Here is a 20,205-nt window from a genome sequence, read left to right on the forward strand (position 1 = left end):
GCCTATTCCATCAATTTATTATAAATTTTTTGCGAAGATTTAGCTTCTTTAAGCATAAAGTTAAAACCAATGTATAAAAAAGGAAAGATTAATGCTAGTGTTACAGCAGCATGAGTTAAATTCATTTTTTCATAGTCAAAAAGTATTTGTGGTGCAAATATTAATAGATTATGTACACTTACAGGAATTACAGCAAAAGAAAAAACGGCATTTAATTGTGAAGATTTAAATAGTTGATATTTTACAACAAAGAATATCAAAAACAAAACCACTGCAATTATTTCTAAAGTAAATGTGAGTTTTATAAAAAAACTATTCTTGTGAATTAAAAATAGAAACACCCACAATAAGAATACTTCTAACAAAAAGAAAATACTAGTAAATTTACTTTTAATTTCTTGCCCGTATTTTTTACGTATCTTTTTTGCATTTAATACATTTCTTTTAAGAAAGACCTTTTCAAAAGCATCGCCATTAAAATTTTCTCTCCAACCTAAACTTTCAAAAGATTCTTGTACGAATTCTTTAAACTCGTATTCTGAATTTTCAGGTTTTAGTTTTTGCTCCACATAAGAAACTACATGATCTAATAGTTCTATTCTGATGTCCCAATATTTGATGCCTTCGTTTTCTAAACGATGATCTATATATTTTATTTGTTGTCTTGTTAATTCCATAGTTTATAAAACCGCATTTGGATATTGTTCTTTTATCATTATTTTATTCTGATGAAAAACATATTCACCAGACCAATAAAACAACAATAACAAGACAAAAACACCTAATTGAATATTGTTATGCATTGGATTTAAAAAACTTTCTTCACTTCTAAAATTTGTTAGAGAATTAAAACAAATGAAAATAAAATTTAACATTTGTAAAAAATTATTTGTTTTGTTTAAGGCTAGAAAAGATTCTTTTTGATGTTTTTTTATTCTACTAATTTGATAGAAAATTCTTACCAGAATAAATAACAGAAAAGTATACATCCAAAAGAAAAAATCTTTTTTATCCTCAAACAAATTCATCAACAAAAACAAAGTATAAAATAAACCTGCAGAAATTAAAATTCTAGGAAGTTTAAAAAACGTAATTAAATGTTTAAAAGACTGTTTGTAAAACTTTTTATGAACAGATTTTGTTTTCTCTTTTAACAATTTACTAAAACCGCTATCAGAAAAGTTTCTGTGAATGTTTCTAATTTCTTTTTTAAAATCTAAATCTGGATTTTTAGCTAACCTTTCTTCTAAAATATTGGCAAAATGATCTACAATTTCTGCACGCACATCATAATATTTAATGCCGCAAGAAAAAACGTAATTGTCTATTTGTAAAAGTTGTTCTTTTGATAATTCCATAGTTATGAAATTTTATATTTTTTGATGGCTTCTTTGTGCCTTTTTAAGAAATAATAATAAACATAAGTAGAAAAAGTAAAACTTAAATACATACCTATATGCATTGGATTTATTTCTTTTAAATCAGTAAAAAAAATTAGTAATACAAGCAAACCCACAAAAGAATTAAGACTTAATGTTTTTAAGATAAAACCATAAGTAGTAATGGGGTGTTTTGGTTTTGTGAAAAACAGATACAAAAAAGCACAAAAAATTAAAGCTAAAATCACTTTGCTTACATTGTAAAAAATATTTTCTTGAGGATTTTTTATGATAACATCTAAATTTACTAAAACAATAACAGGAAGTAAATAAGAAGCTAATATCAAAAGCATATATTTACCATATAACTTTTTCGCTTTTGTTATAATAATTTTCGGTGCTAAATATCCCATACCAAATAAATAGCTAGATGTTTCCTTTAACTGCGGATTCCATTTTAGTTTCACTGATAAAAATGAATCTTCGAAAGTTTTCTTTGCAGTCATTTCTGCTTCAATGTCTAAAAGGATATGGTCTAAAATTTCTGGACGAATATCTATATAATTTATCCCTTTACTATCTAAATAGTATTCTATATCTTGTATTTGTGCTGTTGTAATTTCCATTTTTAACTTTTTTAAGAAGTTAATTCCTTTTTCATAAAATCTACTTTTGCAATTGCTTTTTTGTACAAATTATATCCTGAATAAAAAGCTGCATAGTGAATAGGTAAAATAATAAACCACATTATTTTTCTTACTAATTCACTTTGGCCATCCAAAAAAACAGGAACAACGTTTAAAATAAAAAAACTCAAAGTCATATACATTACTCCATAATCTAAATTTACAGACCTACCATATTTTTTAAAGAATAGTTTAGCAAATAACACTAACGTAATAATTAAAGGGGCAGCAAATAAAAGAAAGCTTATCTTATTAAAAACGTTAATAGAAACGTTTTCAGAAATTAGAAATAAACCGAAAAGACTTAGCATTAAAATAGCTACATTTATAAAGCTTTTAAAAAAGTTCAGAAACCCTTTATGATATTCACTTCTATATTTTCTATTTACATTTTGCCAACCTTCTCTATTTACTCCTGATATATATCCGTTCCAATTCATTCTTTTTAAAGATGCATAAAGTTCAGTTTCAAAATCACTATTATTATAATTTTGCTCAATATCAGAAACCAAATGATCAATCATTTCTACTCTTAAATCCCAGTATTTAATACCATTCTTTTTTAAATGATTATCAATAATTTGTATGTGTTCTTTTGTGATTTCCATAACTAAAAATTTTTACTCCAAACTAAATTTAGGATTCACCAAATGCTGCATCGTTTTTAAAAACTCTTGCATTTCTTCTAACTTATTCGCAGTTTCTTTGGTGCCACTTTCTGTTAATTTGTAATATTTTCGAAGTCTATTGCCCACTTTTGCAACCTCAACATCTAGCAAACCATCAGCTTCTAATTTGTGCAATGCAGGATACAAAGCACCTTCTGTAATTTTTAGTTCGCCTTTGGTGAGCTCTTTTACTTTCTGAGTAATTTCATACCCATACATTTTATCATTAGTTTCTAATAATTTTAAAATGATGGTTTGTAAAGAACCTTTGTATAATTTCTGATTTCCCATGTTGTAAATATATACATAATTTTCTTATGTATAAAATTCTTAGGTATATAAATTAAAAGCAAAAAAATCCCAAAAAATTAATTTTGGGATTTTCATTTACGATTTGGTTCCTTCCCTTTGGGAAGGTTAGGATGGGCTTTTCTCTACTTTTAAAACATCAGCAATTACCCTTTCTAATTCAGCTTTTGGTAAAGCACCATTTGCCATTTGTGGCTGCTCATCCATTGGACAAAACAACATTGATGGTATGCTTCTAATACCAAAAGCAGCAGCCAATTCTTGCTCTGCTTCAGTATCTATTTTATAAATGTTTATTTTACCTTTATATTCTTCTGATAATTCTTCTAAAATTGGAGCAATCATTTTACAAGGGCCACACCAATCTGCATAAAAATCGATTAAAGCTGGTTTGTCTCCTTCAAATTTCCATGCTGCGTTTTCTTCAAAATTAAACACCTTTTCTAAAAAAGTTGCTTTTGTTAAGTTTTCTGTCATAATAAATCTATTTTACACAAAAGTAGTCGTTTTTTTAGGTTGATAATTACAAATCATGATCTTGTAAATTATCTAAATATTAAAAAAATATAACTATTTGAATATCTTTAAAATAATTTCTATTTTTAAAGTAAAAAAATATATGAAAATCAAATTTATTCCACACCTTATTTTAGCAAGTATTACTTTAGCTTCTTGTACCAAAGACATAAAACAAAAAACTATACAAGTGAATTATCCAGAGACTGTAAAAAAACCAGTTGTAGATACCATTTTTAACACAGCTATAACCGACAATTATAGATGGTTAGAAGACGATAAAAGCAAACAAACTGAAGCGTGGGTAAAAGCACAAAACGCTGTTACTTTCGATTATTTAAACAAAATACCTTACAGAACTCAGTTAAAATCTCGTTTATCAGAAATGATAAACTACGAAAGAATTGAAACTCCTTATACAGAAGGCGAATACGCCTATTTTTCTAAAAATGATGGTTTGCAAAATCATTCTGTTATTTATAGAAAAAAAGGAAATTCTGAACCTGAAATTTTCTTAGATCCGAATACTTTTTCTGAAGATGGAACAACTTCTTTAGGTACTTTAAGCTTTTCTAAGGATGGAAAAACAGCTGCATATGCTATTTCTGAAGCTGGTTCTGATTGGCGAAAAATTATAGTACTAGATGTAGCATCTAAAACCATAAAAGAAGATACTTTGGTTGATGTAAAATTTACTGGAATTGATTGGTATAAAAATGAAGGTTTTTATTACTCAAGTTACGATAAACCTAAAGGAAGTGAATTGTCTGCTAAAACTGATCAACACAAACTATATTATCATAAAATAGGAACATCACAAAAAGAAGATAAGGTTATTTTTGGAGCAACTCCCGAAGAAAAACACAGGTATGTTTTTAGTAATATAACAGAAGACAACAAATATTTGTTGATTTACGCAGCTGTTTCAACCTCTGGTAATAAGTTATTTATTAAAGATTTATCAAAACCCAACAGTAAATTAATTACGGTTTTAGATCATACCAAAAGTGATACTTATCTTATTGATAGTAGAGATAACATATTGTATTTGGTAACCAATTTAAATGCTCCAAATAAAAAAGTGGTTGTTCTTGATGTAAATAATCCCACCTCAGAAAACTGGAAAGATTTTATACCTGAAACAGAAAATGTGTTGACCCCTTCTACAGCTGCTGGATATTTTTTTGCAAGTTATATGGTAGATGCTGTCTCTAAAGTAGTACAATATGATTTTGATGGAAACTTAATTCGCGAAGTAAAATTGCCTGGTTTAGGAACTGCTAGTGGTTTTACAGGAAAAACCGCAGACAAAGAAGTCTATTTTTCTTTTACCAATTATAAAACACCTAGTTCTTCGTTTCAGTTAAATCCTGAAAACGGAACCTATACAACCTATTGGAAACCTACTCTTGATTTTAATACTGATGATTATATCAGTAATCAAATTTTTTATACTTCTAAAGACGGTACAAAAGTACCTATGATTATTACCTATAAAAAAGGGTTGGAGTTGAATGGGAAAAATCCAACAATTTTATATGGTTATGGAGGATTTGATGTTAGCCTTACACCAAGTTTTAGAACAACAATGGCAGTTTGGATGGAACAAGGAGGAGTTTATGCTGTTCCCAATTTACGTGGTGGAGGCGAATATGGTAAAAAATGGCATATTGCTGGTACTAAAATGCAAAAGCAAAATGTTTTTGACGATTTTATTGCAGCTGCAGAATATTTAATTGAAAATAACTACACCTCTTCAGGTTTCTTAGCCATTAATGGAGGCTCAAATGGAGGCTTATTAGTTGGGGCTACAATGACACAAAGACCAGAGTTGATGAAAGTAGCTTTGCCTGCTGTTGGTGTTTTAGACATGTTGCGTTATCACACCTTTACAGCTGGTGCTGGTTGGGCTTACGATTTTGGAACTGCTAATGATAGCAAAGAAATGTTCAATTATTTAAAAGGATATTCACCAGTACATAATGTAAAAAAAGGCGCAAAATATCCAGCAACTTTAGTAACCACAGGAGATCATGATGATAGAGTTGTGCCAGCACACAGTTTTAAATTTACAGCCGAATTGCAAACAAAACAAGCTGGCGAAAACCCTGTTTTAATTAGAATAGAAACCAATGCTGGTCATGGAGCAGGTACACCAGTTACAAAAATCATAGAACAATATACAGATATTTTTGGTTTTACCTTATTTAATATGGGTTTTGAGCAATTGCCAAATCCGCCAAAATCGAAAATAAAAAGTTAGTTTTTTTTATTTTGCAACTCTAAAAATTATCATGAAAATCTCTTAAAATGTATTTTAATTTTTTACTAAAAAGAAGAAAAATATGGTTTATACAACCTTAAAATAAAAACTATTGTACTGTTAATTTGTTTTTCTTTTGATATAGATATTGTAAATCAATCCTGATAATATGAGAATAATTCCTAAAATGGTCCAACCATTATAGATGTCTCCAAACCAAAAAGTTCCTATAATAATTGTTATAATTACTTCAAGGTATTTTATTGGGGCTACTAAGTTAGTTTCTTCTGCCTGAAATGCTTTTGTCATATATAACTGGCCAAAATAACCAAAAATACCTGTGCTTAAAAAAAGAATCCACTCTATTAAACTAGGTTGCATCCAATACTTTATAGACAATAAACCACCAAAAGTAAAGGCCATGATCATAAAGTAATTGATAATTACTAAAGGATGCTCTGAGTTTCCTATTTTACGAATTACCACAAAAATTATCCCTAAGAAAACCGCAGAAAAAATAACAAAAAATAAGCCTAAAGTTTCTACATCTGCGCCAAATCCTTTTATGATTAAAACACCTACAAATGCAATGAAAAAAAGCAACCATTGTATAGGTTTAATTTTTTCTTTAAGAAAAAGTAAAGCAAAAATAGCAGCAAAAATTGGGGCTGTATATCTTAACGAAACAGCAGTTCCAATACTTAAATAATTTAACGATTGAAAAAAGCAGGTTAACGAAATTACTCCAGCAATACCTCGAATTATCAACCATTTTTTGTTAGTTCCCCAAAAAGGTACTTTTTGTTTAAGTACCAAAGGTATGGTAAACAATAAGGTTCCTATAGATCTAAAAAAAACTACTTGATATACATGAAACGTACTTAAATATTTTACAACAGCACCCATCAATGCAAATGCAATTGCACTAAAAATCATGTATAAAATCGCTTTATTTTGTGTCATATAAATTGGTGTAAATATAATGCAATAAATAAACTATCACTGTTTATAACATGGCAAATTCTATCTTTTACAAGATAAAAACAGGTAATAGAATAGTTTGGTGCAATGCAATAATGACAAACAAAAGCAAGCTATTGCTTTACAATTTTTTGTGAGTTAGATTTCGTTGACTTTTTTCTGTAAACAACATGTAAATTTAAGAATGAAGTGCTTAATTTTTTTTAATACGCTATTTCTTATCACTTGAAAATAAAACTTTATCGTTACAATTCTTGTACGTATTTTAGCATTATTTTACAGTTACCATAACTAAAAAAAATGATGCGATTTTAAAGGGTTGTGTTTGATTTATTGTGCAACGTAAATAGAATAGCAATTTCTAAAAAAAGAACCTTTCAAGTTTCTGATAACTTGAAAGGTTTTTTTATTACTCTTCGTTTGATGGTTTACCAATGGTGGCTAAAATTCCTCCATCAACATATAAAATATGTCCGTTTACAAAATCACTTGCTTTTGAGGATAAAAATACTGCTGCTCCTGCTAAATCATTTGGGTCTCCCCATTTTTTTGCAGGTGTTCTATTCACGATAAAATCGTTAAAAGGATGCCCATCTACTCTGATTGGTGCTGTTTGCGAAGTAGCAAAATACCCAGGCCCAATTCCGTTTACTTGCACCCCAAAACGTGCCCATTCTGTAGCCATATTTTTGGTTAGCATTACCAAACCTCCTTTTGCTGCTGCATAAGCACCAACTGTATTTCTACCCAATTCGCTCATCATAGAACAAATATTGATTATTTTTCCAGCCTTACGTTCCATCATTCCTTTAATAACGTGTTTAGAAACAATAAAAGGACTTACCAAATCGATATCAATCACTTGTTTAAAATCGGCAACTTCCATTTCTGCAAGAGGTGTTCTTTTGATAATTCCTGCGTTATTTACTAAAATATCAATATTTCCAACTTCAGCTTCAATTTTACCAATGCTTTCGATAACCTGAGTTTCATCAGCAACATTAAATTTGTAACCCAAAGCATTTATTCCTTCTGCTTTGTATAATGCTACTGCTTTATCTATTTTTTCTTGTGATGAATTTCCATTCACAACTATAGTAGCTCCTGCTTTTCCTAAACCCATGGCCATAGACATTCCTAAACCATGTGTAGATCCTGTAACTAAAGCTACTTTTCCTGTAATATCAAATAAAGTTTGAGACATACTTTTATCTTAAATCTGTAATTTTTGCAACATCCATATCATTGTAATCTAAATTTTCACCAGCCATACCCCAAATAAATGTATAATTTGATGTACCAGAACCAGAGTGAATAGACCAAGGTGGAGAAATTACGGCTTCATGATTTTGCATCCAAATATGACGTGTTTCTTGAGGCTGCCCCATAAAATGACAAACAGCTTGCTCTTGTGGAATATCTAAATAATAGTAAATTTCCATTCTTCTATCATGAACGTGGGCTGGCATCGTATTCCAAACAGAACCTGTTTTTAATTCTGTCATTCCCATTTGTAATTGACAGGTAGTTACAATACCACCAATAATCATTTGGTTAACAGTTCTATGATTTGCAGTTTCTAAACTACCTAATTCAATTTTGTTTGCTTCTTTTTTTGTTACCTGTACTGTTGGGTATGAAGTATGGGCAGGTGCAGAATTCATGTAAAATTTTGCAGGATTCTTCGCATCATCACTTTTAAAAATAACATCTTTAACCCCACTACCAATATATAAGGCATCTTTATAACTTAGCTTAAAAGTTTCGCCATCTACATAAACAATACCATCACCACCTGCATTAATAATTCCGATTTCTCTACGCTCTAAGAAATACTCAGATTTTAAAGGGTCTATCGTTTTTAACTTTAAATCAGTTTCTGTTGGTACTGCACCACCAGCCATATATCTATCATAGTGCGTATATACCCATTTTACATTTCCTGGTTGCATTAAATCAGGAACTAAAAATTCATCTCTTAATTCTTGTGTGTCGTACTTTTTTACTGCTTGCGGACTTGAAGCGTATCTTGTTTCGAAAGTTGTTGCCATTTTTTATGTTTTTGTTTTTATTTTTGATTATAACTTGATTGATTAGATACTGAATCAAGTTCAGTATTAAAATCTAATCGATTTTATAATGAACGTCTAATTCCTAGTTCTAAGCCTCTTAATTCAGCTAAACCACGTAAACGTCCTATGCCTGAATAGCCAGGATTGGTTTTCTTTTTTAAATCGTCTAACATTTTATGACCATGATCTGGTCTAAAAGGCATTCTTAGATCTTGTCTTCCTGCTGCTATTCTTTTTTGTTGCTCTAAAATCAATGCTTTCATCACTGCATACATATCTACATCGCCTTCTAAATGATCCGCTTCGTGAAAATTACCTTCTGCATCGCGTTTTGTAGCACGTAAATGAATGAAGTGAATTCTATCCCCTAAACGTTCAACCATTCCTGCTAAATCATTATCAGCTCTAACACCAAAAGAACCTGTACAGAATGTTAATCCGTTATTTGGTGATTGTACTGCATTGTAAATATCTTCTATATCTTGTTCTGTAGACACTACTCTTGGCAATCCTAAAATTGGAAATGGTGGATCATCTGGGTGAATACACATTAACACACCTGCTTGTTCTGCAGCTGGAATAATTGCTGATAAAAACGAGAATAAATTTGCCTTTAATTCTTTAGGCCCGATATTTTTATACGTTGCTAAAATTTGATTGAATTCTTCTAAAGAATAGCCTTCTTCTGCTCCAGGCAAACCTGCTATAATATTTCTGATTAGCTTTGTTTGTTCTTCTTCTGATGATTTTTTGATGAACTCAGCCGCTTTTTGCTTTTCAGCTTCAGAATATTCGTTTTCTGCTCCTGGTCTTTTTAGCAAATACAATTCAAAAGCCGCAAAAGCAGCCGCTTCAAAACGTAATGCTGTTGATTGGTCTGACACTTCGTAATCTAAATTGGTACGTGTCCAATCTAATACTGGCATAAAGTTATAACAAACAATATCGATACCACATTCACCTAAATTGATGAGTGTTTGTTTGTAGTTATCAATATAGGTTTGATAATCGCCAGACTTCGTTTTAATATTTTCATGAATGGGCACAGATTCTACCACAGACCAAGTCAAACCCACATTTTCAATGATTTCTTTTCGTTTTTGAATTTCTTCAACAGTCCAAACTGCTCCATTTGGAATGTGGTGCAATGCAGAAACAATTCCTGTTGCTCCTGATTGTTTTATATCTGATAAAGAAACTGGATCATTGGGCCCATACCAGCGCCAAGTTTGTTCTAAATTTTGAGTCATTTTTATTTTTCTTTAAAAATTACTGATTTTTAAACTCCACTATATGCTGCAAATCCACCATCAATAGGAATTACAATTCCGGTTACAAATGCTGAGGCATCTGCACATAAAAAATGTGTTGCACTTATTAAATCGTCAGGCGTTCCATAACGTCCCATTGGTGTTTGATCTATAATTTGCTGCCCTCTTTGGGTTAAACTTCCATCTTCATTTGTTAATAACGCACGGTTTTGATCTGTTAAGAAAAATCCTGGTGCTAATGCATTAACGCGTATTCCAACTTTAGAAAAATGTACTGCCAACCATTGCGTAAAATTAGAAATAGCCGCTTTTGCACCACTATATGCTGGTATTTTTGTTAACGGAGTAAAGGCATTCATAGAAGAAATGTTTAAGATAGAACATCCTTCACGACCTACCATATCTACCGCAAAAACTTGCGTAGGTATTAATGTTCCTAAAAAGTTTAAATTAAAGGTAAATTCTATTCCTTTTGGATCTAAATCAAAGAAAGTCTTAAAGCCTTCTGTGGTGTTTTGCAAATCTTCCATAGCAAAAAAAGGATTAGAAGTAGTACCTAGTGGATGGTTCCCTCCTGCTCCATTAACCAAAATATCTACCTCACCAAAAGCATTGTTTATGACTTGTTTTGCTTTTTCTAATGATTCTTTTTCTAAAACATTTGCTGATACTCCTATGGCTTCTCCTCCTTCTGAATTTATCTCTTGAGCAACACTGTTTGCTGCCTCTTCTCGTAAATCTAAAACAGCAATCTTATGTCCTTGTCTTGATAGTGCTTTTGCCATAGTACTGCATAAAACTCCTCCTGCACCTGTTAATACGATTGTTTTTGCCATTTAATTATATCAATATTTGGTTAATCTTTTAGAAAGTAAATGTAAAAAAGTAACTAAATCCTTTTGTCCTGTACTATCTTGTTTTTATCAATGCGTGTAAGCACACAAATGTAACAAAAATAATTTTGTGTGCGCACACGAATATTATATTTTCACTATATTGCATTATACTTAAAAAGTAAAATGTTTAGCTTGGGTTATTTTTTTACTTGTTATTAATAAGCTATTTTTAGAATGATTACAATAAAAGGTATTGCAAAAGAAGCTAATGTTTCTGAAGGAACCGTTGACAGAGTTTTACACAACAGGGGTGGTGTTTCTAAGAAAACCGAAGCAAAGGTTCGTAAGGTTTTAGAACTTCATAATTTTAGTGTAAACCCAATTGCAAGTGCCCTAGCATTGAAGAATAAGTATCGAATTTCAGTTCTTATTCCAGATTTTAATGATGCTGATTTATTTTGGAAATCTCCTTATTTAGGAATTCAAAAAGCAGAAGAAGAAGTAAAAAATTTTGGTATTGAGGTAAATCGATTTACTTTTAATCAATATGATCCATTATCATACTATACTACCTTTAAATATCTTTTAGAAACAAAGCCGTCAGCAGTTATTATAGTGCCTAATTTTACTCAAGAAACAAATACAATTGTTAACGAGTTGGAAACCTTGAATATACCTTATTTGTTTTTGAATATTGATCTTAAGGATTTTAAAAATATTACCTATGTAGGTCAAGATGCTTATACTGCTGGGTATATTGCTGCAAAATTAATGAGTACTAAAGACTTTAATAGGTCAGATTGTTTAATCATTCAGGCCAGATATAACATCACTAAAAACAATACTGTTTTTAATAGAATTAATGGTTTTGATGATTATTTCAAAGAAAATAATATCCATTCTAAAACCCAAACTTTAAAGATTGAAAATTTAAACAATTCAGTGGTTACAAAAGAGAAAATCAATTCTTATTTAAAATCACATCCAGAAATAAAGGGCATTTTTGTGCCTTCTAGTAGAATTCATGTTGTTGTAGATTGCTTAGATAAAGATTATTTTAAGAAGCTAACTCTCATCGGTTTTGATAATACTCCACAAAATATTAATTGTTTATTGAATGATACTGTCGCTTATTTAATTTCTCAAAAACCATTTGAACAAGGCTACGAATCAATTAAAATTTTTGCAGATTTTTTACTTCAAAAGAAAGCTCCAATATCAAAAATGTATTTACCTATAGATATTTTAATGAAAGAAAATGTAAAATATAATAATGGAAATCAATCCATTTACGAAAACGAACAAAACTTGATTTCTTAAATATGTATAGCTACTTTCTACTCAAAAATCAACAAAGGAATCGTTTTCTTTTAGTATTACTTTTATTTTGTGCAATTATTAGTAATGGACAAATTACTCCAAAAATATTATTTGATACGCATACAAAAAAAGAACACTATTTGCCTGATTTTAGCTTTGCAGGCTACCATAATGGAGAAAAAAATCTCCCTAATGACGATGGAACAATAGTTCTGGCTTCAGATTTTGGTGTTATTGCAAATGATGGGTTAGACGATTCTAAAAAGTTAATAAAAGCCATAAAAGAGGCTAGTAAAATTAATGGAAAAGTAACTTTACAATTACCTGCTGGGAGGCTAATTATTAGTGAAATTATCTATTTAGAACGTAGCAATTTTGTGTTAAAAGGAGCTGGAAGTGGTAATTTGGGAACTGAAATCTATTTTCCTAGGCCTTTGATGTATAATAAAAACCCTGAAGATTTAAAAGAATTAAGAGAATACTTATTGCAATTTGATAAACGACAAAGAGAAAAGAAGAATAATATCGATTTACCTTTTTCTCAATATGCGTGGTCTGGAGGTTTTATTTGGACAAGAGTTCCAGGTGAACGCGTAAAATCTTATCTAGAAAAATATAAACAACCATTTTCTGTAAAAACAAAAATAAAAAAAGGAAAAAGAGGCACGTTTTCTTTTGAAGTTGATGATACTTCTACAATTAATATTGGTGATGTTTTGCTCTTACAAATTTTTAACAAGAATGGTAAAGAAAGTCAAATAATCTATGAATTGTATCAAAATACAGACGTTAAAATTGGCTCACATCATTGGAATTTTCCAGATTTACCATTAGTTACCCAACAAATTGAAGTAACAGCAATCAAAAAAAATACAATAACTATAAAAACACCGTTAACTATAGATATTTTACCAAAATACAATGCGCAATTGGTAGAATGGAAACACTTGAAAGAAGTTGGCATAGAAAACATTAAATTAACATTTCCAAAATCACCAAGAGTAGCACATCATGTAGAACCAGGATTTAATGGAATTTTTTTAACAAGAGTGTATAACAGTTGGGTAAAAAATATTGTAATTGAAAATGCAGATAGTGGAATTTTAACTGAAGAAATTGCAAATACAACCATTAAAAATATTACCACAACAGGACAAAATATTGCGCATTATACTGTAGCTATGGCTGGAGTGCATAATGTTTTGGGCAAAAACATTAAGGTGTATAATAAAGCTGTTCATCCATTAAGTTTTAATACTTTTTCTACCAAAAATGTGTATCTAGATTGTGAGGTATTTGTAGATCCTATTTTAGATCAACATTCAGGTGCCAATCATCAAAATTTATTTGATAACATTTCTGTTCATTTAAATCCTAAAAAAGACCACTCATATCCACTTTTTGCAGGTGGTGGTGCTGGCTACTGGAAACCTTCTCATGGCGCTTACAGTACTTTTTGGAATATCCACATAAATTTTTTAAGTAGTTTAAATAACAAAAAACCTTTGGTTTTAAACGGAATGAAAGACGGCCCTTTTGCAAGGTTAATTGGGGTTTATGGAAATCATCCTATAACTATTGACTACAAACCAAATGCTTACATAGAGGCTACAAATGTTTACCTGAAAAACATTCCTTCTTTATATCATTATCAACTCAATAAAAGGTTAAACAACTAGAACTATGTACAAATTTTTTGGAGCTATATTACTGGTAATTTTCTTTTTCTTCGGATGCTCATCTGAAACTTTTAATTCTGAAAAAGCATTACAAAATCGATATGCTAAATTCTTAGAATATCAACCAGATTCGTTGGCTTTTCCTAGAAGTTTTTATTTAGATAAAAATGTGATCAATAAAAAGCCTTCTAAAGATTGGACAAGCGGATTTTACGTAGGTAATTTATGGCAACTTTTTGAACTTACTGGCAATATGAAATACAAAGAAATTGCCCAAAAATGGACCGCTTTTATTGAAAAAGAAAAGTACAATAATAAAACTCACGATATGGGTTTTAAGGTATTTTGCAGTTTTGGGCAAGGTTTAAAACACATTAACAGTAAACAATACAAAGATATTATTATAAAGAGTTCGCAAACATTAAGCACTCGTTTTAATGATACTGTTGGTAGCATTCGTTCTTGGGATTTTAACAAAAAAAGATGGGATTTTCCTGTAATTATAGACAATATGATGAACTTAGAAATGCTTTTTGAAGCCACTAAAATTTCTAAAGATTCATCCTTTCATAAATTGGCTGTTCAACACGCAAATACTACTTTAAAAAATCATTTTAGAGAAGATAATAGTTGTTTTCATGTTGTAGATTATAACCCAACCAATGGTAACATAAGAATGAAAGTTACCCACCAAGGAATTAATGACAACTCTGCTTGGGCCAGAGGTCAAGGTTGGGCTATTTACGGTTATACAATGGCATACAGATTTACGAAAAATTCTAAATACTTGGCAAGAGCAGAAGCTACTGCTCACTTTTATTTAAAACATCCTAATTTACGAGAAGATGGAATTCCTTATTGGGATTTTAATGATCCAGATATTCCAAATGCACCAAGAGATGTATCTGCTGCAGCTTTAGTGGCATCAGCTATGGTAGAAATGTATCAATATACCAAAAACGAAAACTATCTAAATTATAGTAAAAAGGTTGTAAACACCTTAATGTCTGAAGAATACATTTTAAAAGACACTATAAATGCACCTTTTATTTTAAAACACAGTACAGGAAATTATCCTAAAAACGATGAAATTGATGAGCCTATTGTTTATGCAGACTATTACTTTTTAGAAACATTATTGCGTTTAAAAAATTTGAAGAAATAAGAAAAGTAAAAAAAATCACTAAATAATTCTATAAGATTTAAAACCTTTCAGGATTAGTACTAGAAAATAACATCATATGAAAACCAACAAATTGACTCAACTAAAATTATCAAAATTTATACTTTTTTTAAGTTTAACGTTACTTTTTTTTTCGTGTAGTTCTGATAGTAAATCAACTGAAATATTAAAAAGAACCAAAGTAAACATCAACAAAAATTGGGCTTATTTAGAAAATGATACTAAAGATATTGCTGATGCCTTATCTAAAGAACATTGGCAACCTATAAACCTACCTCATTCTTGGAATAGTTTAGATGCTACAGATTTAGTACCTGGTTACAGAAGAAATGGAAGTTGGTATAAAAAATCAATCGATGTTTCTTTAAACGCAAACTTGCTTTACGAACTCTATTTTGAAGGTGTAAATATCACCTCAGAAGTTTTTGTAAATGGAACTAAAGTTGGCAGTCATATTGGTGGTTATATTGGTTTTACTATTGATATTACAAATGCTATAAAAAATGGAAAAAATGAAATTATTGTTAGAGCAGATAACAGTTACGATCCAGAAATTATTCCATCACAAAAAAGTGATTTCTTTATTTTTGGCGGCATTACAAGAGATGTTTTTTTACAGACAAAACCAAAAACTCATTTAGCTAATTTAAAATATACTACACCAAAAGTGTCTCATAAAAATGCCACTTTTAAAGGCTCAGTTAGTGTTGTACATGCAAATGCATCCTCTAAAGTAAAAGCTTCTATAATAGACAATTCAGGAAAAGTTGTTGTAGAGAACACTTTTGATATCAACAACGGAAATGCAGAAATCAATTTTGATAAGATTACAAATCCTAAGCTTTGGGATACTGAAAACCCTAATTTATATGATATAAAAGTAACTTTAGTTGACAATGAAAATACGATTGATGAAATTTCAGATCGTGTTGGTTTCAGATGGTTTGAATTTAAAAAATATGGGGCATTTTATTTGAATGGAAAACGTTTATTGCTAAGAGGAACACACAGACACGAAGAACACGCAGGTGTTGGTGCAGCAATGACAAACAAGCAACACAGAGCAGATATGGAATTGATTAAAGAAATGGGTACTAATTTTGTGCGCTTGGCTCATTACCCTCAAGATCCAGAAGTGTATAAAGCCTGTGATGAATTGGGTCTTTTAATTTGGGACGAATTGCCTTGGTGTAGAGGTGGTTTAGGAAATGATAATTGGAAGACAAATACCAAAAATATGCTGACAGAAATTATCAATCAAAATTACAATCACCCAAGTATTATCATTTGGTCTTTAGGAAACGAAATGTATTGGTTACCTGATTTTGAAGATGGAGGAAATAAGAAAAAATTGAGTGAATTTTTATCTGAAATCAATGATTTGGCCCATCAATTAGATCCTACAAGAAAAACAGCAATTCGTAAATATTACGAAGGTGCAGATATTGTAGATGTGTTTTCGCCATCTATTTGGTCTGGTTGGTATTCAGGTAGTTATAAAAGTTATCAAAAAGCCATTGATCGATATAAAAAAGAGTACACCTCATTTTTACATACAGAATATGGTGGCTCTAGCCATTTAGGACGTCATATAGAAAACCCGATTACTGGCGAAGGCAAAATACAATCAGATGGTTGGGAAGAAGCAATTGTACAAACAGATGTTGCCAATATTGCACAAATTGGTGATTGGTCTGAAAACTACATTGTAGATTTATTTGATTGGCATTTACGTATTTCTGAAAACGATGATACTTTTATAGGCAATGCACAATGGGCTTTTAAAGATTTTGGAACGCCTTTAAGACCAGAAAATGCAATTCCGTATATGAATCAAAAAGGACTAGTGGATAGAGCTGGAAATAAAAAAGACGCTTTTTATGTTTTTAAAAGTTATTGGAGCAAAAAACCTTTTACTTATATAGAATCGCATACTTGGACAGAAAGACAAGGCCCAAAAGGTTTGGCTAGAGAAGTTAGTGTGTATAGTAATTGCCCAGAAGTTGAACTCTCTTTAAATGGCAAATCCTTAGGTACTAAGAAAAGAAATGCCAAAGCTTTTCCTGCTGCTGGTTTAAATTGGAATTTACAGTTTAAAGAAGGGGAAAACACCTTAGTTTCTGTTGGAAAAACTGCTGATGGAAAAACAGTTTCAGATGCATTGAAAATCAACTATAGATACACAAAAAACGGTAAAGCAAAAAAATTAAAACTCATGTACAAAGTGTTAGAAAACGGAAACTATTTGGTTACTGCAATTGCTGAAGATAGTAAAGGTTTACGTTGCTTAGACTATGAGAATAGAGTATATTTTCAATGTTTGTCTGGTGGAGAAACTTTAAAAAGTTTAGGCACGCCAACTGGAAGTGAATCTATAGAAATGGCCAATGGAAAAGCATCTATAGAGGTTAAAAGAGAAGCTAAAAATAAACCTTTAGTGATGATGGTTTTAAACCAAAGCTTTAAAGGAACTTATTTAACTATAAAGTAATAAAAAAGCACCTACATTTCTGTAAGTGCTTGAAAATTATAAGTGGTCCCACATGGACTTAAAAATACTGTTTTTTTACTTTTTTAAACTTCATTAAAAATGACCAAAACCCTTACTATTATTGAAAAAAACCACAATACAGTAAAACTTAGAAAAACTTAATCCAATAAAAAACCGACACAAAAACCGACACAAAAAAATAATTGTTTTATCTTTGAAATGGTTAAAAATCATTTCTTATGGCATCAGTTAAATTTTTATTGCGAAATAAAAAAGCAATAAAACCAGTATCTATTTATTATGATATTCACTTATCAGCAAAAGATAGGTTACGAGGAGCAACAAAATCTAAAATACTTCCTAAATTTTGGGACGAAAGAAACCAAAAAGTTAGAAATGTTGCATCTGCATCTTCAATAAAAGATAGTATTAATAGTAAACTTTCTGAATTCGATTCTTTCGTTTTCGAAAAAATAAATAACTACAAAACTTACAGTAATCAGAAAGTTACTGAATTATTAAAAGAAGATATCGATGTTTTCTTTGGTAAAAAGATTGTTGTTATTGAAAAGGAACTTACCTTCTACCCTTTCATTGATAAGTTTATTGAACAATCTGAAAACAGAATTATTGAAAGTACAGGCGCAAAAATATCTGATAGAACATTGCACGATTACAAAAGAGTATTAGAACTAATACAATCTTTTGAAAAAGAAAATAATTATGAAATTACCTTTGATACAATTACCCTAGATTTCTATTATGCTTTCGTTAACTACCTTGAAGAACTAGACTTTTCAATAAATACCATTGGCAAGTTTATAAAGGTTTTAAAAATGTTTATGAACAAAGCAACAGAAGAAGGTTTAAATACAAATTTAACTTTCAGAAACAAGCGTTTTATGAAACCAACAGGAACTTCCGAGCAAATCTATTTGAACATTGAAGAACTCAACAAAATCATTGCTTTAAATCTTAAAGACGAACCAATATTAGACAATGCAAGAGATTTATTTATTATTGGTGCTTTTACAGGATTAAGAGTTTCAGATTTTAATGGATTGACTAAAGAAAATATTTCTACACATCAAGGAAAAAGAATTTTTAAAGTTATAGTAAAAAAAACTGGTAAATATTTACCTATTCCATTACATCCAGAAGTAGAAAAAATCCTAGCTAAAAATGGTGGGCATCCACCTAAAAAGATGTATGCTCAAAAAATAAATGATTCTTTAAGTAAAATTGGTTTCAAAGCTAAAATAAAAGAAAATATTACAATAACTTCAATAAAAGGAGGTAAGAAAATAACTAAAAACCTTCCTAAATACGATTTAATTAAAAATCACACTGCTAGACGTAGTTTTTGCACCAATGCATACCTTGCAGGAATGCCAGAAATTGATATTATGGCAATAAGTGGGCATACTTCACTAAAAACCTTTAGAAATTATATAAAAATTACAGCCGATGAAAGGGCTGTTAAAATTGCAGAGAATCCTTTTTTTCAAAAGAAAACTAAATTAGAAATTGTTTAACTATAATTCTAATGGGAGAAAATATGTACCAAAACCAAAAAAAATAAGCTTTGAAAATATAGAATATGATGATTACAAATTATACAAAAAGAATTGAAGAAGAAATCGGTTGTGATATAAAGTTTTTTGGGATATTAAGTTATATGGATGACGAAAAATACCTTAAAAATGAAATGATTAAAAATAAACTAAGCATACCAAAAAATTATTTTGAGCATAACATATATATAAAAGATGATTTGACTTACCCAGAAACTGAATGTGAGTATTTAAACGAAAAATACTATCTTAATTCAGAATTTGTAAATGAAATGTACTTACTAAATGAGTATAAAAATAAATATCACTATGGAACTGGTTATCATCAATGGGATATAAATAATATAAAAATTAAGTTAACTGGTATAAATTTTAAAAAAGAAAAAAAGAAAATTTTAAAAAAGGAACTACTAAAATTAAATAAAAAAATAAAAGAAAATCCCCTAGCACTTTCCTACATTACAGAAGATAAAAATCTTGATATAAGAAATAAAAAATTTATACCTTTTGTAAAAGAATATGTTTTTATTAATGACGGTTTTTATGCTTTTTATTTAATAGAAAATACCTCTTTAGAAAATTACATCAATAGTGATGAAATGTATTCAATTAATCCACATATTTACTCTTGGATTTCTTTCATTAGGACAATGAAAACAATTGAATTTATAAACAAAGAGTTAATAAAACTTGAAAATCAACAGCCTGCAAATTTAACCAAAAACAAAAAAACTTTAACTACAAATCAAAAGCTAATATTATTAGATAATATTCGTATTATTAAAGATTGGGAAAGTTATGATAAGACTAAAAAAGCAAGATTAATTAGCTATCTAATTGACAGAAATTACGATAACACTAAAGATGGTTTAGATTTATTGGAAAAGAAACCATCACAACAGACACCAAGGTTTAAAAAGGATTTAATAGACGTAGAAAAACTCATAAAAGATACCTTGGGGTAAGCGATGGGGTTA

At 29.9% G+C, this 20,205-nt stretch carries 18 protein-coding genes; 7 read left to right on the top strand and 11 right to left on the bottom strand.

Annotated elements, in window-relative coordinates; translation table 11 throughout:
• Positions 1 to 2: 2 nt before the first annotated feature.
• From SJY27_RS10630 to trxA, 6 genes are all read right to left on the bottom strand, one after another.
• The gene (locus SJY27_RS10630) at positions 3 to 677 is read right to left on the bottom strand and encodes a hypothetical protein (RefSeq protein WP_397444815.1); all 675 of its coding nucleotides are present in this window, start codon (positions 675 to 677) and stop codon (positions 3 to 5) included.
• 3 nt (positions 678 to 680) lie between these two features.
• On the bottom strand, positions 681 to 1,358 hold the full coding sequence (locus tag SJY27_RS10635) for a hypothetical protein (protein WP_397444816.1): 678 nt from the start codon (positions 1,356 to 1,358) through the stop codon (positions 681 to 683).
• Between the two features lie 2 nt (positions 1,359 to 1,360).
• Positions 1,361 to 2,005 (bottom strand): hypothetical protein, encoded by a 645-nt coding sequence (locus tag SJY27_RS10640; protein WP_397444817.1) that lies wholly within the window; start codon positions 2,003 to 2,005, stop codon positions 1,361 to 1,363.
• Between the two features lie 11 nt (positions 2,006 to 2,016).
• On the bottom strand, positions 2,017 to 2,673 hold the full coding sequence (locus SJY27_RS10645) for a hypothetical protein (RefSeq protein WP_397444818.1): 657 nt from the start codon (positions 2,671 to 2,673) through the stop codon (positions 2,017 to 2,019).
• A 12-nt stretch (positions 2,674 to 2,685) separates the two neighbouring features.
• Positions 2,686 to 3,024, bottom strand: a complete 339-nt coding sequence (locus SJY27_RS10650) for a PadR family transcriptional regulator (RefSeq protein ID WP_215994193.1) — start codon at positions 3,022 to 3,024, stop codon at positions 2,686 to 2,688.
• A 126-nt stretch (positions 3,025 to 3,150) separates the two neighbouring features.
• On the bottom strand, positions 3,151 to 3,519 hold the full coding sequence (gene trxA / locus SJY27_RS10655) for a thioredoxin (protein WP_397444819.1): 369 nt from the start codon (positions 3,517 to 3,519) through the stop codon (positions 3,151 to 3,153).
• Positions 3,520 to 3,661: 142 nt separating this feature from the next.
• Here trxA and SJY27_RS10660 point away from each other — a divergent pair, with 142 nt between their 5' ends.
• Complete coding sequence (locus SJY27_RS10660; protein WP_397444820.1) at positions 3,662 to 5,821, top strand: prolyl oligopeptidase family protein; 2,160 nt, start codon at positions 3,662 to 3,664, stop codon at positions 5,819 to 5,821.
• Between the two features lie 120 nt (positions 5,822 to 5,941).
• Here the strand turns inward: SJY27_RS10660 and SJY27_RS10665 are convergent, their stop codons facing one another.
• The 5 genes from SJY27_RS10665 to SJY27_RS10685 all read right to left on the bottom strand — a co-directional run bounded on the left by SJY27_RS10665 (position 5,942) and on the right by SJY27_RS10685 (position 10,981).
• Positions 5,942 to 6,784, bottom strand: a complete 843-nt coding sequence (locus SJY27_RS10665; protein ID WP_397444822.1) for a DMT family transporter — start codon at positions 6,782 to 6,784, stop codon at positions 5,942 to 5,944.
• Between the two features lie 427 nt (positions 6,785 to 7,211).
• The gene (locus SJY27_RS10670) at positions 7,212 to 8,006 is read right to left on the bottom strand and encodes a gluconate 5-dehydrogenase (protein ID WP_397444823.1); all 795 of its coding nucleotides are present in this window, start codon (positions 8,004 to 8,006) and stop codon (positions 7,212 to 7,214) included.
• 4 nt (positions 8,007 to 8,010) lie between these two features.
• On the bottom strand, positions 8,011 to 8,853 hold the full coding sequence (gene kduI / locus SJY27_RS10675; protein ID WP_397444825.1) for a 5-dehydro-4-deoxy-D-glucuronate isomerase: 843 nt from the start codon (positions 8,851 to 8,853) through the stop codon (positions 8,011 to 8,013).
• Positions 8,854 to 8,936: 83 nt separating this feature from the next.
• Positions 8,937 to 10,124 (bottom strand): mannonate dehydratase, encoded by a 1,188-nt coding sequence (gene uxuA / locus SJY27_RS10680; RefSeq protein ID WP_397444826.1) that lies wholly within the window; start codon positions 10,122 to 10,124, stop codon positions 8,937 to 8,939.
• Between the two features lie 29 nt (positions 10,125 to 10,153).
• Positions 10,154 to 10,981 carry an SDR family oxidoreductase gene (locus tag SJY27_RS10685; RefSeq protein ID WP_397444827.1) on the bottom strand — a complete coding sequence of 276 codons (828 nt, stop codon included), beginning with the start codon at positions 10,979 to 10,981 and terminating at the stop codon, positions 10,154 to 10,156.
• Between the two features lie 234 nt (positions 10,982 to 11,215).
• Here SJY27_RS10685 and SJY27_RS10690 point away from each other — a divergent pair, with 234 nt between their 5' ends.
• The 6 genes from SJY27_RS10690 (at position 11,216) to SJY27_RS10715 (ending at position 20,193) form a co-directional block, all read left to right on the top strand.
• Positions 11,216 to 12,301 (top strand): substrate-binding domain-containing protein, encoded by a 1,086-nt coding sequence (locus tag SJY27_RS10690; protein WP_397444828.1) that lies wholly within the window; start codon positions 11,216 to 11,218, stop codon positions 12,299 to 12,301.
• Between the two features lie 2 nt (positions 12,302 to 12,303).
• Entirely contained in the window at positions 12,304 to 13,980 is a 1,677-nt protein-coding gene (locus SJY27_RS10695) for a hypothetical protein (RefSeq protein ID WP_397444829.1), read from the top strand.
• Between the two features lie 4 nt (positions 13,981 to 13,984).
• Complete coding sequence (locus SJY27_RS10700; RefSeq protein ID WP_397444830.1) at positions 13,985 to 15,145, top strand: glycoside hydrolase family 88 protein; 1,161 nt, start codon at positions 13,985 to 13,987, stop codon at positions 15,143 to 15,145.
• A 76-nt stretch (positions 15,146 to 15,221) separates the two neighbouring features.
• Positions 15,222 to 17,654 (top strand): glycoside hydrolase family 2 protein, encoded by a 2,433-nt coding sequence (locus SJY27_RS10705; protein WP_397444831.1) that lies wholly within the window; start codon positions 15,222 to 15,224, stop codon positions 17,652 to 17,654.
• A gap of 239 nt (positions 17,655 to 17,893) precedes the next feature.
• Entirely contained in the window at positions 17,894 to 19,189 is a 1,296-nt protein-coding gene (locus tag SJY27_RS10710; RefSeq protein ID WP_397444832.1) for a tyrosine-type recombinase/integrase, read from the top strand.
• A 143-nt stretch (positions 19,190 to 19,332) separates the two neighbouring features.
• Entirely contained in the window at positions 19,333 to 20,193 is an 861-nt protein-coding gene (locus tag SJY27_RS10715) for a hypothetical protein (protein ID WP_397444833.1), read from the top strand.
• Positions 20,194 to 20,205: the final 12 nt, after the last annotated feature.

The organism is Polaribacter sp. R77954 (assembly GCF_044595335.1).
Taxonomy (GTDB): Bacteria; Bacteroidota; Bacteroidia; order Flavobacteriales; family Flavobacteriaceae; genus Polaribacter.